Annotated in this window: 17 protein-coding genes and 1 tRNA gene; 3 read left to right on the top strand and 15 right to left on the bottom strand. The window is 67.2% G+C overall.

The window, feature by feature from the left end; all coding sequences use genetic code 11:
• Nucleotides 1-28 precede the first annotated feature (28 nt).
• Nucleotides 29-1,426, bottom strand: a complete 1,398-nt coding sequence (locus H7F53_RS10805) for a sensor histidine kinase (protein ID WP_185679492.1) — start codon at nt 1,424-1,426, stop codon at nt 29-31.
• Nucleotides 1,427-1,486: 60 nt separating this feature from the next.
• On the opposite strand from H7F53_RS10805, the gene H7F53_RS10800 reads away from it, so the two are divergent.
• Nucleotides 1,487-1,562, top strand: a tRNA-Val gene (locus H7F53_RS10800).
• A gap of 319 nt (nt 1,563-1,881) precedes the next feature.
• Nucleotides 1,882-2,364, top strand: a complete 483-nt coding sequence (locus H7F53_RS10795) for a hypothetical protein (protein WP_185679491.1) — start codon at nt 1,882-1,884, stop codon at nt 2,362-2,364.
• Here the strand turns inward: H7F53_RS10795 and H7F53_RS10790 are convergent.
• On the bottom strand, nt 2,361-3,569 hold the full coding sequence (locus tag H7F53_RS10790; protein ID WP_185679490.1) for a hypothetical protein: 1,209 nt from the start codon (nt 3,567-3,569) through the stop codon (nt 2,361-2,363). The two genes, H7F53_RS10795 and H7F53_RS10790, sit on opposite strands and share 4 nt — an antisense overlap.
• A 150-nt stretch (nt 3,570-3,719) precedes the next feature.
• Nucleotides 3,720-4,031 carry an Hpt domain-containing protein gene (locus H7F53_RS10785; protein ID WP_185679489.1) on the bottom strand — a complete coding sequence of 104 codons (312 nt, stop codon included), beginning with the start codon at nt 4,029-4,031 and terminating at the stop codon, nt 3,720-3,722.
• 71 nt (nt 4,032-4,102) lie between these two features.
• Between H7F53_RS10785 and H7F53_RS10780 the strand changes: the two genes are divergently transcribed.
• Complete coding sequence (locus tag H7F53_RS10780; RefSeq protein ID WP_185679488.1) at nt 4,103-6,742, top strand: ATPase; 2,640 nt, start codon at nt 4,103-4,105, stop codon at nt 6,740-6,742.
• A 54-nt stretch (nt 6,743-6,796) separates the two neighbouring features.
• On the opposite strand, the gene H7F53_RS10775 is transcribed toward H7F53_RS10780, so the two are convergent.
• Genes H7F53_RS10775 through nuoG form a run of 12 tightly spaced genes read right to left on the bottom strand, consistent with a single transcriptional unit; the run spans nt 6,797 to nt 19,854 of the window.
• Complete coding sequence (locus tag H7F53_RS10775) at nt 6,797-7,081, bottom strand: DUF1467 family protein (protein WP_185679487.1); 285 nt, start codon at nt 7,079-7,081, stop codon at nt 6,797-6,799.
• Between the two features lie 4 nt (nt 7,082-7,085).
• Complete coding sequence (locus H7F53_RS10770) at nt 7,086-8,720, bottom strand: MBL fold metallo-hydrolase (protein WP_185679486.1); 1,635 nt, start codon at nt 8,718-8,720, stop codon at nt 7,086-7,088.
• Complete coding sequence (locus H7F53_RS10765) at nt 8,717-9,496, bottom strand: type III pantothenate kinase (RefSeq protein ID WP_185679485.1); 780 nt, start codon at nt 9,494-9,496, stop codon at nt 8,717-8,719. Before H7F53_RS10765 ends, H7F53_RS10770 begins: the two co-directional genes overlap by 4 nt.
• A complete protein-coding gene (locus H7F53_RS10760; RefSeq protein ID WP_343062022.1) occupies nt 9,496-10,215 on the bottom strand; it encodes a biotin--[acetyl-CoA-carboxylase] ligase in 720 nt (239 codons plus the stop codon). Before H7F53_RS10760 ends, H7F53_RS10765 begins: the two co-directional genes overlap by 1 nt.
• 43 nt (nt 10,216-10,258) lie before the next feature.
• Nucleotides 10,259-11,722, bottom strand: a complete 1,464-nt coding sequence (gene nuoN / locus H7F53_RS10755) for an NADH-quinone oxidoreductase subunit NuoN (RefSeq protein ID WP_185679483.1) — start codon at nt 11,720-11,722, stop codon at nt 10,259-10,261.
• Entirely contained in the window at nt 11,722-13,269 is a 1,548-nt protein-coding gene (locus H7F53_RS10750; RefSeq protein ID WP_185679482.1) for an NADH-quinone oxidoreductase subunit M, read from the bottom strand. The genes nuoN and H7F53_RS10750 overlap by 1 nt, the downstream gene beginning before the upstream one ends.
• Before the next feature lie 34 nt (nt 13,270-13,303).
• Complete coding sequence (gene nuoL, locus H7F53_RS10745; protein WP_185679481.1) at nt 13,304-15,370, bottom strand: NADH-quinone oxidoreductase subunit L; 2,067 nt, start codon at nt 15,368-15,370, stop codon at nt 13,304-13,306.
• A gap of 5 nt (nt 15,371-15,375) precedes the next feature.
• Entirely contained in the window at nt 15,376-15,681 is a 306-nt protein-coding gene (gene nuoK / locus H7F53_RS10740; RefSeq protein ID WP_185679480.1) for an NADH-quinone oxidoreductase subunit NuoK, read from the bottom strand.
• Nucleotides 15,678-16,295: an NADH-quinone oxidoreductase subunit J gene (locus H7F53_RS10735; protein WP_185679479.1), complete on the bottom strand. Its 618-nt coding sequence runs from the start codon at nt 16,293-16,295 to the stop codon at nt 15,678-15,680. Before H7F53_RS10735 ends, nuoK begins: the two co-directional genes overlap by 4 nt.
• A 12-nt stretch (nt 16,296-16,307) precedes the next feature.
• Nucleotides 16,308-16,793: an NADH-quinone oxidoreductase subunit NuoI gene (nuoI, locus tag H7F53_RS10730; RefSeq protein ID WP_185679478.1), complete on the bottom strand. Its 486-nt coding sequence runs from the start codon at nt 16,791-16,793 to the stop codon at nt 16,308-16,310.
• Nucleotides 16,790-17,836, bottom strand: a complete 1,047-nt coding sequence (gene nuoH / locus H7F53_RS10725) for an NADH-quinone oxidoreductase subunit NuoH (RefSeq protein ID WP_185679477.1) — start codon at nt 17,834-17,836, stop codon at nt 16,790-16,792. Before nuoH ends, nuoI begins: the two co-directional genes overlap by 4 nt.
• Complete coding sequence (gene nuoG, locus H7F53_RS10720; RefSeq protein WP_185679476.1) at nt 17,833-19,854, bottom strand: NADH-quinone oxidoreductase subunit NuoG; 2,022 nt, start codon at nt 19,852-19,854, stop codon at nt 17,833-17,835. The genes nuoH and nuoG overlap by 4 nt, the downstream gene beginning before the upstream one ends.
• Nucleotides 19,855-19,943 lie beyond the last annotated feature (89 nt).

The raw sequence follows: 19,943 nt of genomic DNA, 5'->3' as shown, positions 1-19,943 counted from the left end.
GCGCGGCGCAAGCCAGCGAAAATGAGGGTCAGCGTGAAACCGGCAGATCGCCCGGGACCGTCAGCACGAAACGCGCGCCCTGGCCAGGCGCGCTGTCAACGGTGAGGTCGCCGCCCATCGCGCGGGCGAGGCGGCGCGAGATGTAAAGCCCCAGCCCCGAGCCGCCATCGCCGCTGCGGCCAAGCCGCTCGAACTTCTCGAATACCTTGCGCTGCTGCGCGGGATCGAGCCCCGGTCCCTGGTCAGCCACGATCACCCGCGCAAGGCCAGCCTCGTCCTCAAGCCGGATCCAGATCTGCGACCCTTCCGGAGCATAACGCAGGGCATTTCCGACCAGGTTGAGCAGGACCTGGAGCACGCGGCGGAACTCGGCGACTGCGGGCAGGCTTTCGCCGGGACGCGGTGCATCGATGACGATGCCGCGCTCGCGCGCCTTGACGCCAAGAATGCCGGCAGCTTGCCGCGCCACCTCGGCAAGATCGATCCGATCGGGCGCAGTGCTGAAATCATCCGCCTCGACCACTTCGAGATCGGTCAGATCATCGATCAGCGCGAGCAGGTGCTGGCCAGCCGTGGCGATATCGGCGGCATAGGCGCTGTATTCCTCGCTGAGCGGGCCGGCGAGCCTGGAGCGAATGGTTTCCGCATTGGCGATGATCCGGGCGATGGGCTGGCGCAGCACCGGGGCCACCTCGCGGCCGATCATCCGTGCGCGGATCTGGGCTGCCACCGGGTTCGCCTCAGACTGCGAGGCGGCGGGAAGGTCCGAGCCGAGGTAAAGCTCGAACCCGGCAGGCTCGCTGCCAGGCAGGCCCACCGGAACCAGCGTCGCCCGCCAGGGCCGGGCCGATCCTTCCACCGCGACCGGGGCGCCATCGAGCAGCCGCCAGTGCAGCGGCTGCTGATGGGCACTGCCCGGGATCGAGACGAAATCGGTCCAGGGCCGCCCGCGGGCGCTGTCCATCCGCGCGGCGAGCGCCGCCAGCTCGGTCGATTCGGCTGCGGCGTAAAGGACGTTCTGGCGCGCATCGAGCCGCGCGTGGAGTTCGGCGATCTGGCGCTCGACCGCCAGCTTGCGTCGTGCGATTGCAGCCTCATCCTCGACCGGCAGGGGCCTGGACCGCCAGTGCCTGAGCTCGATCTGGCAACCATCGACAGCCGGTTCGATCTCGACCCAGGCCGTCACGCTCTCGGCTCCGTCCTGGGCAATGATCGGGCGGGCAATCCGCAAGCCGAGCGCACGCGCCTTGCCCACTGCCTCGCGCAGCGCAGGAATGGCGATGGCGCCAGGCACATCGCCACCGCAGCGCAGTTGCAGGCCGAGCAGCGGCTCGTCCGCGGCCACCAAGCGGTCCTCAGAATCGGTCCGGGCAATCGCCCCGTGAACCTGCGGCACCGAGGGTGGCGCGAGTGGAGGCGTGGTCATCCCCCCTGCCCCTGCGCCAGGAGTTCGGCTGCCTGATGGCTGTCAACCAGGAACCAGTGCGGCGGCGGGCTTGCTTCGGGCTGAAGGCAGAGGATCACGGCCTCGCGCGCGGCCGGTTCGAGCCCGGCCGCCGCCAGCAGGAGTGCCAGGCGCAGCGGCCGGCCGCTTGCCGCGGCGAGCAGGACCTCGTCACGATCCTGTCCGGTGAGGAGCGACACGGCGGTCACAAACAGCGAGAAACCAGCCTGCGCCGGGTCCAGCGCGGCCGCAAAATCGTCGCCCAAGCCCAATCCGAGCTGCGCGAGCAGGCCCAACCGTCCACGCCGCTCATCGAATCCGGCGCGCCATGCGGCTACCGCCTCGGCCCCCGCATCGGCGGTCCGGCGAGCCAAGGTAGAGATCGCCGCGCCGAACAGGTCCGCCGGCAGGTCCGCCGCAGCCAGCTCCATGCGCTGGTGGCGGCGCACGAACCGGGTCTGAGCAGCCATCAGCGTCATGGCCAGACCGGCAAGCTGCGGATCACTGGCACTGATCCGGTCCTGCACCAGCGGTGGCAGCAGCGGATCGATACCCCGTTCGGCAAGGCGCGCCAGGACCTGCCCTTCCACCGCCAGAGCGTGAACGTGGTCAACCAGGCCAGCCGTATCGATCAGCGCAGCGCCCAGCGCGTCGTTCCAGACAGCAACCTCCGGCTCGCCCAGCGGGCGCAGCAGCTCGACCGTAAGCGAAGCGACCATCGCGCGGGTGCGGGCAATCGGCTCCTCGCCCAGCAACGGATTGCTCTCTCCACGGACCAGATGCCGCAGAACCGGTCCGAGTGCAGCACCATCGCGGCGGTCGCGCGCGAGTTCGTTCCACAAGGGATCGAGGCCGGACACGGCATCCGGGATTGGCGGACCAGCGGAGTTCATGGCGGTGGAATAGAACAGCGTGGTTAAGCCCCGGTTATGATTGTTGCCTTGGCGGCATCCCGTCTACCGATCAGCACCAGCGCCGCCATCAGGAGAACGAGGCTCATCCCCAGAATTGCGGGGGCCAGCACGTGGCCTGCGGCCAGCACCGCGAACAGCGCGGTCAGAACCAACCGGTCCTCGAGCCAGGCCATCACCCGGCCAGGGAGGACCCTCGGCAGAACCCGCAACAGCCCGAGCAAGACCACCGCAGGAAATCCGCGTTCAGCCAGGGTCTGTCCGGGCAAAAGCGGCAGCGCCAGAACGAGCAGTGCAACCAGCGCCAGATCGAATGCCACACCAGCGGCGCCCGAGGCCCACAGCCGACGCGGCCCTTGGCGTAGCGCACCCTGGTGCAAGCTGACCAGGAGCAAGCTGGTTCCCAGCACCACCTCCGCCGCGGCCAGCAGGGCGAAGCCGCCGACGAGGCTGCCGAACCACCCGGCTGCCAGGGCAAGAATGGCCAACAACCCCGAAAGACCGAGGCCGATGATGCGGCTGCTGCCCTCGTGCAGCATGGCGGCGCCAAAGTGCCGCACCAGCAGTCGCGCCATCGCCGGACCCGGCGTACCCGGTCCATCGGCGGTGTGGCGCACCATCCAGCCCTCTTCGGCGGCCTGGGCATCGACCTCGTTACGGATCAGCAGCCAGCGACCGCCGCTGCGCACCGCCTCAGGCACGGGCCGCAACGAGACACCCGCCTGTAGCGCGATCCGCAACAACGCCGAAACGGCATCGACATCGGCAGGCAGGTCCATGAGCCGATCGACCAGCCGGCCTGGCACCAGCATCATCCCGGCCCAGGCTTGGGCAAGGTCGATCCGCTCAAATCCGGCCGCAGTGCCGTGGTCGGCGGGAAGCACGATGACCCCCTGCCCGCTAGCAAACAGCGGCAGCGCGTCGCCGGGGGTCGGTAGCAGCCCCTCGGCCAGCGCCAGCACCTCGTCGGCGGCTGTTACCAGACCAGTCAGCCCGGTTGCCGCAGCGACCACGTGGAATGACGCGCCAGCCTCCTCGGCATCGCGCTGAAGGCTGGCGAACTCGGCTGTGAAGTCACGGGCGATGACCACGATCCGGCGGCAGCCCGCAGCCAGCGCCAGAGCCACCTGGTGCCGGGCGACCAGGGCGCCACCGACCCGCAGAAACGCGGGCGCGGGAGCCTGCCCCGCAATGGCCGGCTCGCTTGCAGTCAACAATCCGACGCGCAGACCCCGTCTCCTGCCATGCCGCGGACATGGCCGCGGACGCGCGGTTGTAGAACCGCGGCCCGGACCTGCCAAGCCCAAGCTCCCGGCGGTGATCGTGAAACGGTCGGTTCAGCCGGACGGTCCCGGCCGCAGCGTTCAGGCAGGACCGGTCCCCGCCAGATCGGCGGCGAAGCCGGACAGGGCACGCACCACAGTCGGCTCGCCGGGGGCGGCAGCCAGTGCGGCATCGGCGAGGTCGATCAGCGGCTGGACCTGAAAGCTCGCCGCCAACCCGCGGATGCGCAAGGCCGCCACGTGCCAGTTGGCATCGCAACGCGCGCGCTGCAGCAGGTTGACATGGTTGGCCAGGCTCTCGGCAAAGGCGGCGCGGAGTTCCGCCGCCAGCGCGGGATCGCTCCCGGCGGCCGCGGCCAGGGTCTCATCAAGGGCGCCGGCATGAAGAACCATGGCGCTGCTTATGCGACGAAGAGGGTTAAGGCGGGGTTTCTCGCCGCTGGTCTGCGTGGTAGCGTACCGGCATGACTGGGGGAAAGCGCATTGTCGCGATCGGGCCCGGCGGCGAAACGCCGCTGACGGGCGAGGACACTACACTGCCGCAGGCAGATTCGGCCGAGACGGCGGCCCCGGTCTGGGACGACGGGGACCAGGCCGACACATCCGCAGCCTGGACGGTGGAACGCAATCGCTGGCGTGAGGCATTGCCCGCCGCGCTTGCCGGCCTTGCGGCCTGCGGCTGGAGCGGTTTCTTCCTGTGGGCTCAACGCCGCACCATCAGCGCCGGGCTGACCCCGCGCGAAGGCATTGCGCTGGTCGTCGACTGGGCTGTCCCGCTGCTGCTCATTGGCGTGCTGTGGCTGCTGGCAATGCGCAACAGCCGCCGCGAGGCTGGCCGGTTCGGCGATGCGGCCCGCCTGCTGGCGGCAGAATCCGCGCGGCTGGAGGGCCGCCTGACGGTGGTCAACCGCGAGCTCAGCCTCGCCCGCGAGTTCATCGCCGCGCAGGCGCGTGATCTGGAATCGCTCGGGCGAGTGGCGGCCGACCGCCTGTCCGAACAGGCCGGCCGGCTGCAGGACCTGATCCGCGACAATGGTGCCCAGGTCGATGCCATCGCCGGGGTCTCTACTACCGCGCTCGACAACATGGAGCGGCTGCGCGGCCAACTGCCGGTCATTGCCAGCTCGACCAAGGATTTGGCCAACACGATCGGCCATGCCAGCAACGCCGCCCAGACCGCACTCGGCGAGCTGACCGACGGCTTTGTCCGGCTGGCCGGGGCCGGCCGTACCAGCACCGATGCGATCGCCGGCCTGCACGAGCGGGTCGACGCCTCGCTCGCGCTGTTCGACACCCGGCTCGATCAGGTGCAGGCCACAGTCTCGGCCCGGATCGAGATGCTCGAGCATCGCGCGGGCCAGCTGCGCGACCGCCTCAGCGCCGACGAGAGCGACGCGCTGGCCGGGCTGCAGCACCGCGCCGCATTGCTCGATGAGGAACTCGGCCGAACCCGTAGCCAGCTCGAACAGCAAGAGGCCGAGGCGCTTACCTCGTTGCGGGCAAGGCTCGCCGCGCTGCGCGACGAGGGCCATGCCCTCGCCCGGGCACTGCGTGACGGGGAAAGCGGCGCGCTGGCAGCCCTGATCGCCGCCAAGGACCGCGTCGAGGCCGAGATCGCTGGCGTGGTGCAGCGGCTCGACCGGCTTGACCGCGATGCGCTCGATGCCGCGACACGACGGATCGAAAAGCTGTCGGAAGAGGCGCAGGAGTTCGACCAGCGGCTGGCCGAGCGCAACCGCCTGTTCTCCGAGGAAATGGACCAGCGGCTCGACCAGGCACGCGAACGCCACGCCGGTGAACTCTCCCGCGCCGCCGAACTGTTCCGCCAGCTCGACGAGGAGCTGGCCAAGCGCGTGGCCGAGCAATCGACGCGCCAGCAGGAGCTGGCCGACAGCGCCGTAGCGATCAGCGCCCGGCTTGAAGCCCTGTCCGAACGGATCGCGGCGATTTCCGCCTTCGGCAACCAGGCCGAGGATACGCTGGGGTCAAGCCTGGCCACGCTCGCCGATCGCCTCACCGGCAGCCGCGAAGCCCTGAACGGCACCAGCGCGACCATCGACCAGCTGACCGACGGCGCCGTGCGCCTGCTCGAATTGCTCCAGGCCAGCGCGCGCCAGTCGGGCGAGGAGCTGCCTGCTGCCCTGTCGCGCGGTGAAGGGGCGCTGGTCGACTGGGAGGCACGGGTTGCCGCCCTGCGTGAGAGCGTCGGCGAGGCGCGCGAACAGGGCAACAGCCTCGCCCGGAGCGCCGAGGAAACCAGAGGCAGCCTGAAGGCCACCTTTGCCGAGCTCGAACAGCTGCAGCGCTCGCTGTCGGCGCAGAACGAGGACTACAGCATGGCGGTTGGCGACATCCGCGAGGCGCTGGTCGATATCGGCGCCCGCACCGATGCCCTTACCGAACGAGCCGCGAGCCAGCTGACCGCGGCGATCGACAGCCTCGAGGCAGCGGCCCGCAGCGCCGCCCAGACGCTTACCGATGATACCTCCGGCGCGATCTCGGCCGTGGCCGAGCGACTGGGGGAGGAGAGCGCGGCGGCGATCGACCGCGCGATGCGCTTGCGTTTGGCCGAAGCGGTCGGTGCGCTCGAGCAGGCCGCGAGCCACGCCGCCGGGGTCAGCCGCGAGGCCACGGTCCAGCTGCGCGACCAGCTCAGCAAGGTCAACGAACTGACCGGCAATCTCGAGCAGCGCGTTGCCCGGGCCCGTGAGAAGGCGGAAGAGCAGGTCGACAACGACTTCTCGCGGCGGGTGGCGCTGATCACCGAATCGCTCAATTCCAACGCGATTGATGTGGCCAAGGCGCTGTCGACCGAGGTGACCGACATGGCCTGGGCCGCCTATCTCAAGGGCGACCGCGGGGTCTTCACCCGGCGAGCGCTCCGCCTGGCCGATGCCACCGAACAGCGCGAGATCGTGCGCCTCTACGAAGAGGACCACGAGTTCCGCGGCCACGTCAGCCGCTACATCCACGATTTCGAAGCGATGCTGCGCCAGTTGCTGTCGACCCGCGACGGCCATGCGCTGGGCGTAACCCTGCTGTCGTCCGACATGGGCAAGCTTTACGTGCTGCTGGCCCAATCGATCGAGCGTCTGCGGACCTGACCAAGAACCGCGCCCCCAGCACGGGCCAGTCGCAGCCCAGGCATCGCGAGAGCGTCAGGTCCGCGCCGGTCCGCGATAGAAGCGGCTGACGTCAAGATCGGCGGCGACGATCCAGCCGTTGACGTAGTTCAGGTAGAACAGTGCGAACAGCGCCAGCGAGAGCAGCGTGGCACGGCGGGCGAGCCGTTTGAACGAGAAGCTGGTCGGTGCGCTCTCGGCCTGGCCGGCGATCCGAGGCGCCCCATCCTCCTCGGCCGTGCGTACCCCGAAGGGCAGGACGAGGAAGGCCGACAGCACCCAGAACAGCGTGTAAATCGCCAGGATCGAGGTCCAGCGCATCGCCTCAGCCCTCCAGCAACATGACCTGGACCTGCGGCTTCTTGCCCGACCATCGCGTCGCCGCGCGCCGCGCGGCCAGGCGGGCGGCCTCAGTGCGGGCATCGCGGTCCTTGCGCGCTCCCCCCTTCAGCGCAGCCAGCGCCTTCCTGACGTCCTCGGCTGCCTCGGTGCAGAAATCGGCATAGTCCTCTTCAAGCGGCAGGCCCATGCCCGCCACCTCGACATGACCGCGCCCGTCGACCGCCACCATGACAAGGCCATTGAGCGCAAGGCGGCGCCGCATGACGATGCCCGGGCCGTCGGCCGGGGCGATGATGTCGCCGTCGAGCACGAGCCGGCCGGCGCGCACCTCGCCGAACTTTCCGGGCTTGCCAGGGGCCAGCCGGACCAGGTCGCCGTTCTTCTGCACCACCTGGCGCGGAATACCCGCCTCGCGCCCGAGCCTGCCCTGCTCGCTCATGTGGCGCATCTCGCCATGCACCGGGACAAGGATCTGCGGACGGATCCAGCCATAGAGCGCCAGCAATTCGGGCCGCCCCGGATGGCCCGAGACGTGGATCATGCTCTGCCGGTCGGTGACGATCGTCACCCCATCGGCGGCCAGCTTGTTCTGGATCCGGCCGATCGCGATCTCGTTGCCCGGGATCTGCCGACTGGAGAACAGCACCACGTCGCCGCGATCCAGCGCGATGTCGTGATGGCCCTCGGCAATCCGCGCCAGCGCCGCTCGCGGCTCGCCCTGGCCGCCGGTCGCGACGATCAACACGTCGCCGCGCGGCAACCCCATGGCGGTGTCCGGATCGACAAGCTCCGGAAAGCCTTTCAGATAGCCGCTCGCCTGGGCCGCGCCGATGATCCGGTCGAGCGAACGGCCGGCAACGCAGAGCCGCCGACCAGTCGCCTCGGCAACATCAGCCAGGGTCTGCAACCGGGCGACGTTGGAGGCGAATGTGGTGACCAGCACGCGCTTGCCGGCATGCTTCTCAACCTCAGCCAGCAGGCCGCGGCGCACCTCGCCCTCGGACCCGGAGCCCTCGGGATTGAACACATTGGTCGAATCGCAGACCAACGCCAGAACGCCCTCATCACCGATCGCCGTCAGTTCGGCTGTCGTGGCGGGGACGCCGATCTGCGGCTCGTCATCCAGCTTCCAGTCGCCGGTGTGGAAGATCCGGCCATAGGGCGTGTCGATCAACAGGGCGTTGCCCTCGGCGATGGAATGCGCCAGCGGCACATACCGAATGCCGAACGGCCCCAGCTGGAAGCGATCGAGGTGGTCGATCACGTGCAGCTTGACCCGGTTGGCAATCCCCGCCTCGTCCAGCTTGGAGCGGACCAACCGGGCAGTGAACGGGGTGGCATAGAGCGGTACCCCCAGCTCCTCGGCAAAGTACGGCACTGCTCCGATATGGTCTTCGTGCGCATGGGTCAGGACCACGCCGATCAGGTTGTCGCGCTCGCGCTCGATGAAATCGAGATCGGCGAAGACCAGATCGACGCCGGGATACTCATTGCCGCTGAAGGTCATGCCAAGGTCGACCATCAGCCACTTGCCATCGCAGCCGTAGAGGTTGACGTTCATCCCGATCTCGCCCGAGCCACCGAGCGCGCAAAACAGCAGTTCCTTTCCGGGGGTCACTGGCGTGCTGCCCTTTCGGCAAGCAAGGCCAGCCCGTCGAGCGTCAGGTCGGGATCGACCGCATCGAAGATCGTCGTGTGCTTGTCGAACAGCACGGCCAGCCCGCCGGTGGCGATCACCTTGGCGGGGCGGCCGATTTCCTGCTTCATCCGGTCGATCAGACCCTCCATCATGGCAACATAACCCCAGAACACCCCGATCAGCATCTGGTCTTCGGTATTGGTCCCGATCACGCTGGTCGAGCGCGGAGCCTCGATCGCAATGCGCGGCAGCTTGGCGGTGTTCCCGACCAGCGCATCCAGCGACAGATTGATCCCGGGCGCGATGATCCCGCCCTTGTAGGCACCGTTGAAGTCCACCGCGTCGAAGGTCGTCGCGGTCCCGAAATCGACGATGATCAGGTCACCACTGTAGCGGGCGTGGGCGGCCACCGCATTGACCGCACGGTCGGCACCAAGCGAACGCGGCTGGTCTACATCGATCGCCATCGCATAGTCGGCCGCGCCCTCGCCTGCGATCAGCGGGGTCACGCCGAAGTACTTGTCAGCCAGGACCTGGATGTTGTGGAGCGCGCGCGGAACCACGGTGGAGACAATGATCTGGTCAACCGCGCTCCGTTCCACCCCTTCGAGCGCGAGCAGCTGCGAGAGCCAGACGGCGTATTCGTCGCCGGTGCGCCGCGGATCGGTGGCGATGCGCCAGCGCGCGCGGATCCGGCGTCCCTCGAACAGCGCGAAGACCACATTGGTATTGCCCAGGTCGATCGCCAGCAGCATCAGTCCGTTCCTGTCCCAGAAGGGGCGAGCCGCACCTCGCCCGCGTGGATCGTGCGCGTCGTGCCGTCATGCCCGCGCAAGAGCAAGGCCCCATCGGCGTCGAGCCCCCCGAAAGTACCGACCAGCGGCGCCTCGCCCGGCTCACCCACCAAAAGCGGCGTGCCAAGAGGATGAGCCGCAGCCTGCCAGCGGGCAATCACCGGGCCCAGTCCATAGTCGCGCCAGCGCTGGAGCTCGGCTGCGAAGGCCCGGGCCAGATCAGCCGCAAAGGTGTCGCGATCGGGCGCCGGTCCGAACCGGGCCAGCGCAACGGTCTCGCGCCCGGGAATGGCGGGGGCTTCGACCAGGTTGACCCCAACCCCGATCACCACTGCATCGCCGCTGCGCTCAAGCAGGATGCCGGCAAGCTTGGCGGGCCCGATCAGCAGATCGTTGGGCCACTTCAGCAGGGCCTGCCGCGGTGGGGCGAGCCGCTCGCCCACCGCTGCCAGCACGGCCAGTCCGGCAACCAGCGCCAGCGTGTGCAGCGGAGGATCACCGCGCCGGGCGTGGACCAGGGTTGAGCCCATGAAGTTGCCCTGCCCGTCACTCCAGACCCGGCCCTGCCGGCCCTTGCCGGCAGTCTGACGGTCGGCCACCAGCCACTGACCCTCGGCCACTCGCCCGCCGGCAGCGAGCCGGGCGATCAGGTCGGCGTTGGTCGATCCGGTTTGGGCCACGACCTCCACCCCGGCGCCAGCATGGCCGCCAGGGGGAGCCGGATCAGGCAAAGTGGAACAGCGCCAGAGCCGCGGCGCCGGACAGCCCGCCGAGCCACTTGGTCAGCAGGTAGCCGAGCGGCGAGAGGAACAACCCCGTACCGACCAGCAGCACGGTGTGTGCCAGCTCGCGCTCGCCCGCAACCTTGTCAGCCGGCTCGTCGAAGTACATCACCTTGACGACCTTGAGATAGTAGAAGGCGCCGATCACCGAGGCGGCGATACCGATCGCGGCGAGCGGGACGAACCCCGCATCGACCGCGGCCTGGAACACCACGAACTTGCCCCAGAACCCGAACAGCGGCGGGATGCCCGCCAGGCTGAACATCACGATCGCCATGCCCGCGGCCAGCAGCGGCTGGGTGCGCGAAAGGCCGGCCACGTCGGCGAGATCCTCAACCGGGTTGCCATCGGCATCGCGCAGCATCAGTACGACGACGAAACTACCCACCGTCATCGCGACATAGATCGCCAGGTAGGTCAGCATCGCGGCAGACCCCTGCGGCGTGGCGATCGCCAGGCCGATCAGGATGAAGCCGACATTGTTGATCGACGAATAGGCGAGCAGGCGCTTGATGTTGCGCTGGCCGATCGCGCCCAGTGCGCCAATCACGATCGAGGCGACGGCTGCGAAGATCACGATCTGCTGCCAGGCCCCGGCCGCGCTGCCGAAAGCAACGATGGCGACGCGCATCAGCATGCCCAGCGCGCCGACCTTGGGAGCCGTGGCGAAGAACAAGGTCACGGGGGTCGGCGCGCCCTCGTAGACGTCGGGGGTCCACATGTGGAACGGCACGGCAGCAATCTTGAAGGCGATCCCGGCCAGCACGAAGACAATCCCGAACACCATCCCGGTGTTCAGCCCGCCGCCCAGTGCGGCATGGACGCCAGCGAAACTGGTCGTCCCGGTGAAGCCATAGGTCAGGCTGATCCCGAACAGCAGGATGCCACTGGCGAGCGCGCCGAGCACGAAGTACTTGAGCCCCGCCTCGGCCGAGCGGTCGTCGCTGCGCAGGAAGGCAGCGAGGACGTAGCTGGCGAGCGAGTTCATCTCGAGGCCGATGTACAGGGTCAGGAAATCCCCGGCCGAGACCATCATCCCAGTGCCGATCGCGGCGAACAGGATAAGCACCGGATACTCGGCGCGCATCGCCCCGACCCGCTCGAAGAAGCTGGGCGCCACCACCAGCGCCACCGCGGCCGAACCGTAAATCAGCAATTTGGCGAAACTGGCGAAGGCATCGGCCGTCATCTGGCCGGCGAAGGCCACGGTTTCCGGGCCCATCGCTCCGTTGCACAGCGCCGGGGCCACCAGCGCCATGACAGCAACGAGCACGCTGACTGCCGCGATCGAGATCGCCCGCGCAGCCTTGTCGCCAGCCCAGGCCGCGACGAGCAACAGGGCCAGCCCGGCAAGGGACAGAGTTTCTTCAGGCGCGATCAGGCGCAGCGACTGCGACCAGTCCATCAGTGGGCCCCCTCGGGCGCGGCACCATGCTGAGCATGGGCGGCATCATGTACAACGGGTTTGCCGGGCGTGACCTTGGCATCGCCGGCCGGCTTGGCCCGGGCGACGCGCGCGTCCAGCGCGGCGATATCGGCGCGCATCGGCGCCAGGAAGCTTTCAGGATAGACCCCCATCCACAGCACCGCGAGCGCAAGCGGGACGACCATCGCCAGCTCGCGCGGGGTCAGGTCGGTCATGGCCGCGGCATCGGCGTGCTGCTGCTCGCCAAAGGCGACACGGCGATAAAGGTAGAGCATGTAGGCCGCACCCAGGATAATGCCCGTTGTGCAGACCAGCGCCACCCAGCTCGACACCTGGTAGATCCCGCCGAGCGAGAGGAACTCGCCAACGAAGCCGCTGGTGCCGGGAAGGCCGATCGAGGCCATCGTGAACAGCAGGAAAAACAGGGCGTAGCGCGGCATGTTGATCGAGAGCCCGCCGTAACGGTCGATCTCGCGGGTGTGCAGCCGATCGTAGATGATGCCGACGCACAGGAACAACGCACCCGAGACCAGTCCGTGGCTGAGCATCACGATCATCGCGCCTTCGAGGCCCTGCACGTTGAAGGCGAACAGGCCGATCGTGACGATCGCCATGTGCGCCACCGACGAATAGGCGATCAGCTTCTTCATGTCGTGCTGAACCAGCGCGATGAGCGAGGTGACCACCACCGCGATCATCGACAGCGCGAAGACCAGACCCGAAAACTGAGCCGAAGCTTCAGGGAACATCGGGAGCGAGAAGCGGATGAAGCCGTAGCCGCCCATCTTCAGCAGCACGCCGGCGAGGATCACCGAACCGGCGGTCGGCGCCTGAACGTGGGCGTCTGGCAGCCAGGTGTGGACCGGCCACATCGGCATCTTCACCGCGAAGCTGGCGAAGAAGGCCAGGAACAGCCAGGTCTGCGCGGTGGGCGCGAAGTCATAGGCCATCAGCGTCGGAATGTCGGTGGTGCCGGCCTCGTGCGCCATCCACAGCATCGCGATCAGCATCAGCACCGAACCGAGCAGCGTGTAGAGGAAGAACTTGTAACTGGCGTAGATCCGGTCCTGGCCGCCCCAGATGCCGATGATCAGGTACATCGGGATCAGGCCGGCCTCGAACATGATGTAGAACAGGTAGAGGTCCTGGGCCGCGAACACGCCGATCATCAGCGTCTCCATCAGCAGGAAGGCAGCGTAGTATTCGCCGACCCGCTTGGTCACCGCCTCCCAGCTCGCGCCGATGCAGATCGGCATCAGGAAAACCGACAGCAGGATCAGCAGCAGCGCGATCCCGTCGATCCCCAGCGCCCAGGAGAAGCCGGCGAACAGCGGCACATGCTCGACGAACTGCCACTGCGGTCCACCGATCTGATAGCCTGACCAAAGCACCGCGCCCAATGCCAGATCGATCAGCGTGGCAACAAGCGCGATCTGCCGTGCGCCGCGGTCACCGGAGACCAGGCAGCCGACCGCGCCGGCCAGCGGCACAAGCAGCATCAGCGTGAGGATGGGAAACCCGGACATTACTTTCTACCCCCGCTCGTGGCCGCCGCGCGCATCAGCGCACCACCACGTAGCTGATCCCCATCACAAGCCCGATGAGCATGACCAGCGCATAGCTGTAAAGATAACCGGACTGCACCCGCTGGGCGACGCGCGCACCCTGCGCGACGACCCAGGCGGCGCCGTTCGGGCCGAAGCGGTCGATAATCCCGACGTCGCCCTGCTTCCAGAACACCCGGCCGAACCAGAAGGCCGGGCGGACGAACAGGAAGGCATAGAGCTCGTCGAAGTACCACTTGCGGAAGACGAACTGGTGGATGACGCCCAGCTGCTCGACAAAGGCGGCCGGCAGGCTGGGGTTCTTCAGGTACGCGTACCAGGCTGTGGCAAAGCCCAGGGCCATCACCGTGAACGGAGCCCATTTCACCCAGGTCGGCACGGCGTGCATCGCATGGATGGTGTGCTCGGCAAAAACCAGGCTACCCTGCCAGAACTCGCCCGTGCCCTCGCTGATGAAAGCATGGTGGAAGACATAGCCAGCCAGCACCGCGCCCAGGCTCAGCACGATCAGCGGCACCAGCATGACCCAGGGGCTCTCGTGCGGGTGGTAGCCGCCGGTGCCATCGTGGCTGGCCCCGTGGTCATGGGCGTGGCCATGATCATCATGCGCGTGGTCGTGCGCGTGAGCGTGGTCGTCATGACCATGATCGTGACTGTCATGCACCGCGTGCTGGATGTGCTCCGAGGCGGCCCAGCGCGGTTGGCCGTAGAAGGTCAGGAACACCAGGCGCCACGAATAGAAGCTGGTCATCAGCGCGGCGGTGATGCCGCACCAGAAGGCAAAGCCGCCTAGTTCGGTCCCGGCGCCATAGGCTGCTTCGAGGATGGAGTCCTTCGAGTAGAACCCGGCGAAGCCGAACACGTCGACGATGCCGACCCCGGTGATGGCCAGGGTGCCCATCATCATGGCCCAGAAGGTGATCGGGATCTCCTTCCGCAGCGCACCGTAGTAACGCATGTCCTGCTCGTGGTGCATCGCGTGGATCACCGAGCCGGCACCGAGGAACAGGAGCGCCTTGAAGAAGGCGTGGGTGAACAGGTGGAACATGGCCGAGCCGAAGGCGCCAACGCCGGCGGCGAAGAACATGTAGCCCAGCTGCGAGCAGGTCGAATAGGCGATCACCCGCTTGATGTCCCACTGCGTCGTTCCGACCGTCGCGGCGAAGAAGCAGGTGGCGGCGCCGATGAAGGTGACGAAGCCCAGTGCGGTGGGACTCACCACGAACATCGGCGAGAGGCGGCAGACCATGAAAACGCCGGCAGTGACCATGGTCGCGGCGTGGATCAGCGCCGAGACCGGGGTCGGGCCCTCCATCGCGTCCGGCAGCCAGGTGTGCAGCCCAAGTTGGGCTGACTTGCCCATCGCGCCGATGAACAACAGCACGCACAGCACGGTCATCGTATCGAGCCGGTAGCCGAGGAAGCCGATGGTCGATCCGGCCATCGACGGCGCGGCAGCCAGGATCTCGGGGATCGAGACGGTGTCGAACACCAGATAGGTGCCGAAGATGCCGAGCATGAAGCCGAGATCGCCGACGCGGTTGACCACGAAGGCCTTGATCGCCGCGGCGCAGGCCGATGGCTTGCGGAACCAGAAGCCGATCAGCAGGTAGGACGCGAGGCCGACCCCCTCCCAGCCGAAGAACATCTGCACCAGGTTGTCCGCAGTCACCAGCATCAGCATCGCGAAGGTGAACAGCGAGAGGTAGGCGAAGAAGCGCGGCTGGTCGGGCTCCTCGCTCATGTAGCCCCACGAATAGAGGTGCACGAGGAACGAGACGCTGGTGATCACCACCAGCATGACCGCAGTCAGCGAGTCGACCCGCAGCGCCCAGTCGAAGGCCATCGTGCCCGACTGCACCCATTGCAGCACCGGGGTCACGCTGGCCTCGGCGCTGCCGCTCAGGAACGACAGGAAGATCGGCCACGACAGCAGGCAAGAGATCGCCAGCGATCCAGTGGTGATGACCTTCGCCGGGACATTGCCGAGCTGCTTGTTGCCCAGCCCGGCAACGACCGCGGCGAGCAGCGGCACGAAGACGATGAAGAGAATGGAGTTCACGAAGCTTACCCCTTCATCCGGTTCACATCGTCAACCGCGATGGTGCCGCGGCCGCGGAAGTAGATCACCAGGATCGCCAGACCCACCGCGGCTTCGCCGGCCGCCACGGTCAGGACGAACATGGCGAAGATCTGCCCGGTCAGGTCGCCGAGGAAGCTCGAGAAGGCGACCAGGTTGAGGTTCACGGCCAGCAGGATCAGCTCGATCGCCATCAGGATGATGATCACGTTCTTGCGGTTGAGGAATATCCCCAGCACGCCCAGCACGAAGAGGATCGAGCTGACGACGACGTAGTGTTCGATGCCGATCACAGCGTGACTCCCTTACCCACCTCGGGCGAGACGTTGTGCGTCGCCTCGTCCGGGCGGCGCGCGTTCTGCCGGGCGACGTTCTGCCCGCGGACCCCGCTGCGCTGGCGGTGGGTCAGCACGATCGCTCCGACCATGGCGACCAGCAAGACCAGGCCGGCTGCCTCGAACAGGAACAGGTAACGGCTGTAAAGCAGCGCGCCGATCGCCTCGATGTTGCTGGCTCCGGCGGCAGCGGTGGCCGAACCGTCGGGCGTGCCCAGCTTGAGCGCACCGGCCTTGTAGGCTCCAGCGCCGAGCACCAGCTCCATCAGCAGGACCAGCGCCAGCGCGAAGCCCAGGGGGAAGTTGCGGATGAAACCGGCGCGCAGCTCGGCGAAGTCGATGTCGAGCATCATGACCACGAACAGGAACAGCACGGCCACGGCGCCGACATAGACGATCACCAGCAGCATGGCGATGAACTCGGCCCCGACCAGCACCATCAGCCCAGCGGCGTTGAAGAAGGCGACAATCAGCCACAGCACCGAATGAACCGGGTTGCGCGCCAGGATCGTCAGTGCGCCCGCCGCAGTGGCAAGCGTCGCGAACAGGTAGAAGGCAATGAGTTGAATCATGAGCGCGGCCCCCTACCGGTACGGTGCATCGGCTTCAAGGTTCGCGGCCAGGGCGCGCTCCCACTTGTCCCCGTTGGCGAGCAGCTTGGCCTTGTCGTAGAGCAGCTCTTCGCGCGTTTCGGTGGCGAACTCGAGGTTCGGTCCTTCGACGATGGCGTCCACCGGACAGGCTTCCTGACAGAAGCCGCAGTAGATGCACTTGGTCATGTCGATGTCGTAACGCGTGGTGCGGCGGCTGCCATCATCGCGCGGCTCGGCCTCGATCGTGATCGCCTGGGCCGGGCACACCGCCTCGCACAGCTTGCAGGCGATGCAGCGCTCTTCGCCGCTGGGATAGCGACGCAGCGCGTGCTCGCCGCGGAAACGGGGCGACAGCGGGTTCTTCTCGAAGGGATAGTTGATGGTCGCCTTCACCTTGAAGAAGTACTTCAGGGTGATCAGGTGAGCCTTCAGGAATTCCCAGAGCGTGAAGCTCTTGATGAGCTGGGCAACGGTCATGCGAAGTGTCCGGTGATCATGAGGTAGCCGCTGACGATAACGACCCACGCCAGCGAAACGGGCAGGAAAACCTTCCAGCCCAACCGCATCAGCTGGTCATAGCGGTAGCGCGGCACGGTGGCCTTCACCCAGCTGAAGATGAAGAAGAAGAACAGGATCTTGCCGAGCATCCAGACGAGGCCGGGGACGGCATACAAGACCGGAATGTCGAGCGGCGGCAGATAGCCGCCCCAGAACAGCACAGCGTTGAGCGCGCACATCAGCAGCACGTTGGCGTATTCGCCCAGCCAGTAGAGCGCGAAGGCCATTGACGAGTATTCGGTCTGGTAGCCGGCGACGAGCTCGGACTCGGCCTCTGTCAGGTCGAACGGAGCACGCTGGGTCTCGGCCATGCCCGAGATCAGGAACATCACCCACATCGGGAACAGCAGCGGGTTCGCCACGAAGCCGTTGACGATCCCGAAGACGTGGCCCTTCTGCGCCTGGACAATGGTGTCGAGGTTGAATGAGCCGGCCCACAGCACCACGCAGATCAGGATGAAGCCGATCGAGACCTCATAGGAGATCATCTGCGCCGAGGCGCGCATCGCCGAGAAGAACGGGTATTTCGAGTTCGACGACCAGCCGGCGATAACCGTGCCATAGACCCCCAGCGACGAGATCGCGAGGATGTACAGCAGCCCGACATTGATGTTCGAGAGGATCGCCGTCGCGCTGAACGGGATCACCGCCCAGGCCAGCAGCGCCACGGTGAAGGTGATGATCGGCGCGATCAGGAACAGGCCCTTGTTCGCCGCCGAGGGGATGATCGTTTCCTGCAGGAACACCTTCAGGCCATCGGCGAAGCTTTGCAGGATGCCGAAGGGGCCGACCACGTTGGGGCCCTTGCGCAGCGCCATGGCCGCCCAGATCTTGCGGTCGAAATAGATCACGATCGCCACGGCGAGCATCACCGGGAAGGCGATCAGCAGGATCCCCGCGACCGTGGCGAGCAGCCATGCGGCCTCGAACGGGAGGCCGGCCGATTGGAAGAAGGCGGTCATTCCGCGGCCTCCGCGAAGTCTTCGCCGTGAAGCAGCTCGGCCGAGCAACGCTGCATCGTCGCCGAGGCGCGGGCGATCGGGTTGGTCAGGTAGAAGTCCTTGATCGGATAGGTGATCGTACCTTCCGCAGTGGCCTTCTTGTCCGCCTGCGGTAGCGCACCGTAATCGGCCAACCCTTCCACGCCCAGCGCCGGGACCGCCGCGACCATCGCCGCACGCAGCTCCTCGAAGCTGTCGAAGCCGACCGAAACCCCGAAGGCATCGGCCAGTGCGCGCAGGATCGTCCAGTCCTCGCGGGCATCGCCCGGCGCGAACACGGCCTTCTCGGCGTACTGCACCCGGCCTTCGGTGTTGACGTAGGTCCCGGCCTTCTCGGTATAGGCCGAACCGGGCAGGATGATGTCAGCGGCATGGGCGCCCTTGTCGCCATGGTGGCCGATGTAGACCACCATCGAGCCGGCGAAGCGGGTGTAATCGACCTCGTCGGCGCCGAGCGACAGCACCAGCTTGGGCTTAGCCGCGACCAGATCGGCGATCCCGCCGGCCTGGGCATAGCCCAGCATCAGCCCGCCCATGCGGCTCGCCGCCATGTGCAGCACGTTGAAGCCGTTCCAGGCGGTGCCGTCGTCCAGCGTGCGCACCAGGTTCCACTGCTCGGCCAGGGCCAGCGCCGGCCCGAGCGCGCCCTTGGCCAGGCCCGCGCCGCCGATGATAATCGCCGGACGCTTGGCCGCGCCGAACGCCTCGCTCACATGCCCCGGCAGCTTACCCAGCAGCGCGGCATCGTCGCCGAGGAACTCGGCCTTGTAGGTGAGGTCATACTCGGGCCCGACCACGAACACCCTGGCCCCGCGCTTCACCGCCTTGCGTAGGCGAGCGTTGAGCAACGCAGCTTCCCAGCGAATGTGACTGCCGACGATCAGCACCGCATCGGCGATTTCGATCCCGGCGAGAGTCGTGTTGAAGTTCACCGCAGCGAGATTGTCGGCCGGATAGCTCATCCCGGTCTGGCGGCCTTCGAGCAGGCTGGAACCCAGCGCGCCGAGCAGCGCCTTGGCGGCGAACATCGTCTCGCAGTCGACCAGATCACCGGCCACCGCCGCGATCGACGAACCGGGATTGATGCTGGCCACCGCGGCGAAGGCTTCGGCCCAGGTCGCCGGGGTGAGCTTGCCGTCGCGGCGGATCCACGGCCGATCGAGCCGGCGCTTGGTCAGCCCATCGACCTGGAAGCGGCCCTTGTCGCTCAGCCACTCCTCGTTCACGTCATCGTTGACGCGTGGCAGAATGCGCAGCACCTCGCGGCCGCGCGCATCGACGCGAACATTGGCGCCGATCGCGTCGGACACGTCGATCGACAGAGTCTTCTTGAGCTCCCACGGGCGCGCCTCGAAGGCATAGGGCCGGCTGGTCAGGGCGCCGACCGGGCACAGGTCAATGACGTTGGCAGACAGCTCGTGCTTGGCGGCATGCTCGAGGTAGGTCGAGATCTGCATGTTCTCGCCGCGATAGAGCGCGCCGATCTCGTCCACCCCAGCCACTTCCTCGCTGAAGCGGACGCAGCGGGTGCAGTGGATGCACCGGGTCATCGTCGTCTTGATCAGCGGACCCATGTACTTGTCGGTCACGGCCCGCTTGTTCTCGTCATAGCGCGAGGCCCCGCGGCCATAGGCGACCGACTGGTCCTGCAGGTCGCACTCGCCACCCTGGTCGCAGATCGGGCAGTCGAGCGGGTGGTTGATGAGGAGGAACTCCATCACCCCTTCGCGGGCCTTCTTCACCATCTCGCTGTCGGTCTTGATGACCTGACCCTCGGTGGCGGGCAGCGCGCAACTCGCCTGCGGCTTTGGCGGCCCGGGGCTCACCTCGACCAGGCACATCCGGCAGTTGCCGGCGATCGACAGGCGCTCGTGATAGCAGAAGCGCGGGATTTCCTTGCCGGCAAGCTCGCAGGCCTGCAGCACGGTGGCGCCGGCCGGGACTTCGAGTTCGGTGCCGTCTACAGTGACTTTAGGCATTTGGGACCCCATTCGTCGTCCCGGACTTGATCCGGGACCGCTGGAGACTGGACTGAACGCCGGCGTCGATGAGGCCAGCGGTCCCGGCC

The organism is Novosphingobium piscinae (assembly GCF_014230355.1).
Taxonomy (GTDB): domain Bacteria; phylum Pseudomonadota; class Alphaproteobacteria; order Sphingomonadales; family Sphingomonadaceae; genus Novosphingobium; species Novosphingobium piscinae.
Note: the sequence above shows the minus strand (reverse complement) of the source record. Positions and strands in the feature narration are given on the sequence as shown.

Bases quoted from the DNA above. Each gene is read 5' to 3' on its own strand.
- H7F53_RS10735 (WP_185679479.1), bottom strand. From the start codon at position 16,295: ATGATTCAACTCATTGCCTTCTACCTGTTCGCGACGCTTGCCACTGCG.
- nuoH (WP_185679477.1), bottom strand. From the start codon at position 17,836: ATGACCGCCTTCTTCCAATCGGCCGGCCTCCCGTTCGAGGCCGCATGG.
- H7F53_RS10750 (WP_185679482.1), bottom strand. From the start codon at position 13,269: ATGTCCGGGTTTCCCATCCTCACGCTGATGCTGCTTGTGCCGCTGGCC.
- H7F53_RS10765 (WP_185679485.1), bottom strand. From the start codon at position 9,496: ATGCTGCTGGCGATCGACCTGGGCAATACCAATGTGGTCTTCGCGCTG.
- nuoG (WP_185679476.1), bottom strand. From the start codon at position 19,854: ATGCCTAAAGTCACTGTAGACGGCACCGAACTCGAAGTCCCGGCCGGC.
- H7F53_RS10775 (WP_185679487.1), bottom strand. From the start codon at position 7,081: ATGCGCTGGACCTCGATCCTGGCGATTTACACGCTGTTCTGGGTGCTG.
- nuoN (WP_185679483.1), bottom strand. From the start codon at position 11,722: ATGGACTGGTCGCAGTCGCTGCGCCTGATCGCGCCTGAAGAAACTCTG.
- H7F53_RS10780 (WP_185679488.1), top strand. From the start codon at position 4,103: ATGACTGGGGGAAAGCGCATTGTCGCGATCGGGCCCGGCGGCGAAACG.
- H7F53_RS10785 (WP_185679489.1), bottom strand. From the start codon at position 4,031: ATGGTTCTTCATGCCGGCGCCCTTGATGAGACCCTGGCCGCGGCCGCC.
- nuoI (WP_185679478.1), bottom strand. From the start codon at position 16,793: ATGACCGTTGCCCAGCTCATCAAGAGCTTCACGCTCTGGGAATTCCTG.
- H7F53_RS10805 (WP_185679492.1), bottom strand. From the start codon at position 1,426: ATGACCACGCCTCCACTCGCGCCACCCTCGGTGCCGCAGGTTCACGGG.